Here is a 233-nt window from a genome sequence, read left to right as displayed (position 1 = left end):
CGATGATCAACTGCGTATGCTGCCAATACTCGAATTGCGACGCGGTCATATAAAACGGCACGCCGCCAATCTCGCCGAGTTGCACATCGGCGTTGCCCACGAGAAATTCCCCGGCGGGAAAACACATCGGCGCGCTGCCATCGCAGCAGCCGCAGGATTGATGAAACAGCAGTGAGCCGTGCTCGCGCGCGAGTTGCTCGATCAGCGCGAGCGCGGCGGGCGTGGCGGTAACG

The 233-nt window shown here is 61.8% G+C and carries 1 protein-coding gene; it reads right to left on the bottom strand.

Annotation, left to right across the window (positions count from 1 at the left end):
* On the bottom strand, window positions 1–233 hold a 233-nt coding region (locus SB771_RS37370; protein WP_410722327.1), incomplete at both ends, for a DUF779 domain-containing protein.

It is taken from the genome of Burkholderia sp. SIMBA_051 (assembly GCF_046534915.1).
Classification (GTDB): Bacteria; Pseudomonadota; Gammaproteobacteria; order Burkholderiales; family Burkholderiaceae; genus Burkholderia; species Burkholderia ambifaria.
The sequence above is the reverse complement of the archived record's forward strand: the minus strand, read 5'-3'. Positions and strand labels throughout refer to the sequence as shown.